This window comes from Roseibium sp., assembly GCF_050301095.1.
Classification (GTDB): domain Bacteria; phylum Pseudomonadota; class Alphaproteobacteria; order Rhizobiales; family Stappiaceae; genus Roseibium.
The window spans coordinates 1-4,316 of sequence record NZ_JBNKYW010000013.1; the positions used below are offsets into that span (position 1 = coordinate 1).

Consider the following 4,316-nt stretch of genomic DNA (forward strand, 5'->3'; position numbering starts at 1 on the left):
CGAGGGTGAATGCGCCGACGAGGACGGCTGGGCGGATGTCGGCCAGGGCACCATGGACTGGAAGGGCATTATGGCCGCCTTGCGCGGGATCGGCGTCGACCTCTTCGTGATGGAACACGACAAGCCGTCCGACTTCGACCGTTTCGCGAGCCGTTCCATCGACGCATTCAAGACTTTTTGAGGTAAACCCATGAGCAGCAAACTCGGGATCGGTATCCTTGGATGCGGCAACATCTCCGCCGCCTATATGCGGCTGGCGCCGCTTTTCAAAGGCATCGAAGTGCGCGCATGCGCCGATATCAATGAAGCGGCGGCAAAAGCCCGCGCGGAGGAATTCGACCTGCGCGCGGAGACGGTCGACGGTCTGCTCGCGGCAGCTGACATCGACATCATCGTCAACCTGACCATTCCGTCGGCCCATTTCGAGGTGTCCCGGAAGATTCTTGAGGCCGGCAAGCACGTCTATTCCGAAAAGCCCTTCGTCCTCGGCGTCGAGGAAGGCGCAGCCCTTGCCGAAATCGCAAGATCCAGGGGTCTGCGGGTCGGCTCGGCACCGGACACGTTCCTCGGCGGCGCCCACCAGCTTGCCCGCCATCTGGTGGACTCTAATGCGGTCGGCAAGGTGACGTCGGGCACCTGTTTCGTGCAGAGCCCGGGCATGGAGATGTGGCATCCGAACCCGGACTTCTTCTTCAAGCCGGGCGGTGGCCCGATCCTTGATCTCGGCCCCTATTACGTCTCCAACCTGGTGCAGCTCCTGGGGCCGGTGAAGCGGGTGACGGCCATGAGCTCATCCGCGTCGGAAGAGCGGACCATTACCTCCGAGCCGCGCTTTGGGGAGAAGATCAAGGTCGAGACCCCGACCACCATCCACGCAGTGATGCAGTTCCACTCGGGCGCGCAAGTCACCTATTGCGCCAGTTGGGACGTCTGGCAGCACGGCCATTCCAACATGGAGCTATACGGCCGTGAGGGCACCCTTCATGTGCCGGATCCGAACTTCTTCGGCGGCGAAGTGCGCATGACCGAGAAGGGCAATTTCGTGAATATCGCGCAGGATTGGGCGCACCCCTTCTCCAAGGCGAACGACCGCGGTCATGCGAACTACCGCACCGCGGGCCTTGCCGACATGGCGCTGGCGATCCTGGAGAACCGTCCGCATCGCTGTTCGCTGGAGTTTTCCCTGCATGTTGTCGACGTGATGACGTCGATCCTCGCCGCGGGTGAAAATGGACAGGTGCTGGACATCGGAACCACCTGCGAGCGTCCGGAAGCCTTGCCTCCGGAAGCCGCAAAGGATTTGCTGGCGGTTTGACAGAAGCAAACCGGATTGGATGGAAGAGGCGTTGAATTCATTTTTTCGAAAGAATAGAATAAATGCTTCTACATCCTATCTAGCAAAAAATCTGGAGCAGACATGACCTGGACTGCGGCGCAAACGCGCTATGACACCATGGAATACCGCCGCTGTGGCAAATCGGGACTGAAGCTCCCGGCGATTTCGCTCGGCCTCTGGCACAATTTCGGTGACGACACACCGCATCAGACAAAGCTGGAGATTGCCCGGACCGCATTCGATCTTGGCATCACCCACTTCGACCTCGCCAACAACTACGGTCCGAAACCGGGTTCCGCCGAGCTTGCCTTTGGCGAAATTCTGCGGACGGATTTCGCGCCTTACCGCGACGAGATGATCATCTCGTCCAAGGCAGGCTATGAAATGTGGCCAGGACCTTACGGGGAATGGGGCAGCCGGAAGTATCTGATCGCCTCCTGCGACCAGTCGCTGAAGCGGATGGGGCTCGACTATGTCGATATCTTCTATTCGCACCGTTTCGACCCGGACACGCCGCTCGAAGAGACCATGATGGCGCTCGATCATATTGTCCGCTCCGGCCGGGCGCTCTATGTCGGCATCTCCTCCTACAACTCCAGGCGGACGCGGGAAGCCGCTGCCATCCTGAAGGAACTGGGCACGCCGTGCCTGATCCATCAGCCGAGCTATTCCATGATCAATCGCTGGGTTGAGGAAGACGGCCTTCTCGACACGCTGGAAGAACTCGGCATCGGCTCCATCGCCTTTTCGCCGCTCGCCCAGGGCATGCTGACAGGCAAATACCTGAAAGGCGTTCCGGAAGGCAGCAGGGCGACCCAGGGCAAATCCCTCCGCAACGAGTTCCTGAGCGATGAAAACCTGGCAACGATCCGAGCGCTGAACGGCATCGCCGAGCGGCGCGGGCAGACGCTCGCCCAGATGGCGCTCGCCTGGGTGCTGCGGAAAGGCCGGGTGACCACGGCCCTGATCGGTGCAAGCCGGGCGGAACAGGTGCGCGACTGCGTCGGTGCGGTTGCCAATCTGGAGTTCTCCGAGGCGGAACTGGCCGAGATCGCGGAAACCACGCGCGAGGCGGACATCAACCTGTGGGCAGCCTCGGCGGAACGAGAGGGACCCAGCCGGAAATGATCCGAAATCCCATCCTGCCGGGTTTCAACCCGGATCCCTCGATCTGTCGGGCAGGCGATGAGTATTTCATCGCCACCTCGACCTTCGAATGGTATCCGGGCGTGCAGATCCACCGGTCGAAGGACCTGGTGAACTGGGACCTTGCCTGCCGTCCGCTGAACCGGGCCAGCCAGCTCGACATGCGTGGCAACCCGGACAGCTGCGGCATCTGGGCCCCGTGCCTGAGCTTTGCCGACGGGCGCTTCTGGCTGGTTTACACGGACGTGAAGCGGCTGGATGGGAATTTCAAGGACGCTCACAACTACATCGTCACGGCCCCTTCGATCGAGGGGCCGTGGAGCGATCCCATTTACGTCAATTCACACGGCTTCGATCCGTCGCTTTTTCACGACGACGACGGCCGCAAGTGGTTTCTGGTGCTGCAATGGAACCACATTTCCAATTCCATCGGCGGCCATCCGCGCCATCCGGCTTTCGACGGTATTCTCCTGCAGGAATGGTCGGAGACGGACGGCCTCATCGGACAGCCGAAGAAGATCTTTTCCGGCAGTGCGCACGGTCTCACCGAAGGACCGCATCTTCATAAGCGCGGTGGCTGGTACTACCTGACCGTTGCCGAGGGCGGTACAGGCTACGGCCACGCCGTGACGATGGCCCGCTCACGATCGATTGACGGGCCTTACGAGCTGCATCCGCAGACGCATCTGATCACCGCCAAGGATACTCCGGACTGGCCGTTGCAGCGGGCCGGTCATGGACAGATCGTGGAAACACCGGACGGCGAGGTCTATCACACACACCTTTGCTCCCGCCCCCTGCCGGGCCGGTTCTCTCCTCTCGGGCGGGAAACCGGCATTCAGAAGTGCGAGTGGCGGGAAGACGGCTGGCTCTATCTGGAAGGAGGCGGCACCTTGCCGAAGGTGCAGGTCCCAGGGATTGGCGCCGCCATTCCCCGCGCGCCGCAACGGATCGAACGGACCTTCAAGGACGCATCGCTGCCGGAAGAATTCCAATGGCTGCGCACGCCGCATCCGGAACGGCTGTTCACGCTGACCGGGTCGGCGCTCCGCCTGACCGGCAGGGAAAGCGTCGGCAGCTGGTTCGAGCAGGCGCTCGTTGCCCGCCGTCAGGAACATCTGACCTACAGGGCCGAAACGACGCTGACCGCCTTCGATCCGGAGACCTATCAGCAAGCGGCCGGCCTTGCGACCTATTACAACCGGCACAAGTTCCACTTCTTTGCCGTCAGCCGGAACGACCGGCTCGGGCGATGCCTGACCCTTCTATCCTGCCCCGGCGACTGGCCGGACGGAAAGTTGAGCTTTCCGGCGGAACCGATCGCCATCTCCGATGAACCGATTGACCTGGCTGTGGAGGTGAACGGCGCCCACCAGCAGTTTTTCTGGCGCCAGGGCGGCGACTGGCAGCCGTTCGGTCCGGAGCTCGATGCGTCCATCATTTCCGATGAAGGCGGGCGCGGCGAACACGGGTCTTTCACCGGCGCTTTTACCGGCATGCTCGCCTTCGACATCACCGGTCAGGGCAAGACAGCGGATTTCAGCAGATTTTCGTATGCACCGGAGGGCACGTGAGGCACGGTTTCGCCTTGCGCCCCCCCAACACACCAAAGGGAGACACCCATGGCTGGACTGATCAAGGGACCGGCAATTTTTCTGGCCCAGTTCGGTGGCGACGACGCCCCGTTCAACTCACTGCCGTCCATCGCAAAATGGGCGGCGGAGCTCGGCTACAAGGGCGTTCAGATCCCGACGTTCGACAGCCGCCTGTTCGATCTCGACACGGCCGCGGAGAGTGACGCCTATTGCGACGAAATCAAGGGCATCTGCACGGA

Annotated in this window: 3 protein-coding genes and 2 pseudogenes; all 5 read left to right on the forward strand. The window is 61.7% G+C overall.

Features of this window, described 5'->3' with window-relative positions:
• Nucleotides 1-181 (forward strand): annotated as a pseudogene (locus tag ACQY7U_RS00645) (sugar phosphate isomerase/epimerase); the annotation flags it as partial.
• Nucleotides 182-190: 9 nt separating this feature from the next.
• The gene (locus tag ACQY7U_RS00650) at nt 191-1,315 is read left to right on the forward strand and encodes a Gfo/Idh/MocA family protein (RefSeq protein WP_428640962.1); all 1,125 of its coding nucleotides are present in this window, start codon (nt 191-193) and stop codon (nt 1,313-1,315) included.
• Between the two features lie 102 nt (nt 1,316-1,417).
• Nucleotides 1,418-2,464 (forward strand): L-glyceraldehyde 3-phosphate reductase, encoded by a 1,047-nt coding sequence (gene mgrA, locus ACQY7U_RS00655; RefSeq protein ID WP_428640964.1) that lies wholly within the window; start codon nt 1,418-1,420, stop codon nt 2,462-2,464.
• Nucleotides 2,461-4,056 carry a glycoside hydrolase family 43 protein gene (locus tag ACQY7U_RS00660; RefSeq protein ID WP_428640966.1) on the forward strand — a complete coding sequence of 532 codons (1,596 nt, stop codon included), beginning with the start codon at nt 2,461-2,463 and terminating at the stop codon, nt 4,054-4,056. Before mgrA ends, ACQY7U_RS00660 begins: the two co-directional genes overlap by 4 nt.
• A gap of 48 nt (nt 4,057-4,104) precedes the next feature.
• Nucleotides 4,105-4,316, forward strand: a pseudogene (locus ACQY7U_RS00665) (sugar phosphate isomerase/epimerase); the annotation flags it as partial.

Coding starts and splice junctions, on each gene's coding strand:
- ACQY7U_RS00660 (WP_428640966.1), top strand. CDS start 2,461: ATGATCCGAAATCCCATCCTGCCGGGTTTCAACCCGGATCCCTCGATC.
- mgrA (WP_428640964.1), top strand. CDS start 1,418: ATGACCTGGACTGCGGCGCAAACGCGCTATGACACCATGGAATACCGC.
- ACQY7U_RS00650 (WP_428640962.1), top strand. CDS start 191: ATGAGCAGCAAACTCGGGATCGGTATCCTTGGATGCGGCAACATCTCC.